The following is a 502-nucleotide window of genomic DNA, read 5'->3' as shown; positions in this document are numbered from 1 at the left end:
GTGAAGATGAACGGCGACAAGGCCGGCATACTGGAAGACGTGACACTCAAGAACGCCTTCGCCGCAGCCCACTTCAGTGTCAAGGGCAACAACGACTCGCGCCTGGGCAACAGATACCAAAAACTCGTGGTACACGGCGACGTACCCCTGCAGGCCACCGTCGACGCGGCAAGCGGAAACATTGAGAACCCCGTTATGGCGGGAAAGGAGAGCAACGTGCGTTCGGGGTTTGTGTTCACGTCGACCGTGACTGGTGCGCCCTTTGACATCTACCTCCCTCTGGTGCCCAACAAGGTAGCGACCGACAAGTCCACGATCTCCTTCGACATCTACACCGACAAGCAAACCTCCAACGAAATCGTCTCCGCCGGAGCCGCACCGACGAACGTAGGCAACAACGCCGACGCCTTCGTGCGCAACGCCGCTGGCACCCCATCCGTGTTCACCGTGAGCAAGGATGGCAAGAAGGTCAACTTCACCGACGGCAACCTGCAGTACATGA

General features: G+C 59.0%; 1 pseudogene. It reads left to right on the top strand.

Annotation, left to right across the window (positions count from 1 at the left end):
- Window positions 1-6: 6 nt before the first annotated feature.
- Window positions 7-502: pseudogene (locus AC1EK4_RS11990) on the top strand (hypothetical protein); the annotation flags it as partial.

This window comes from Prevotella sp. C0026C3, assembly GCF_056590795.1.
This window is presented reverse-complemented; position numbering and strand designations above follow the sequence as displayed.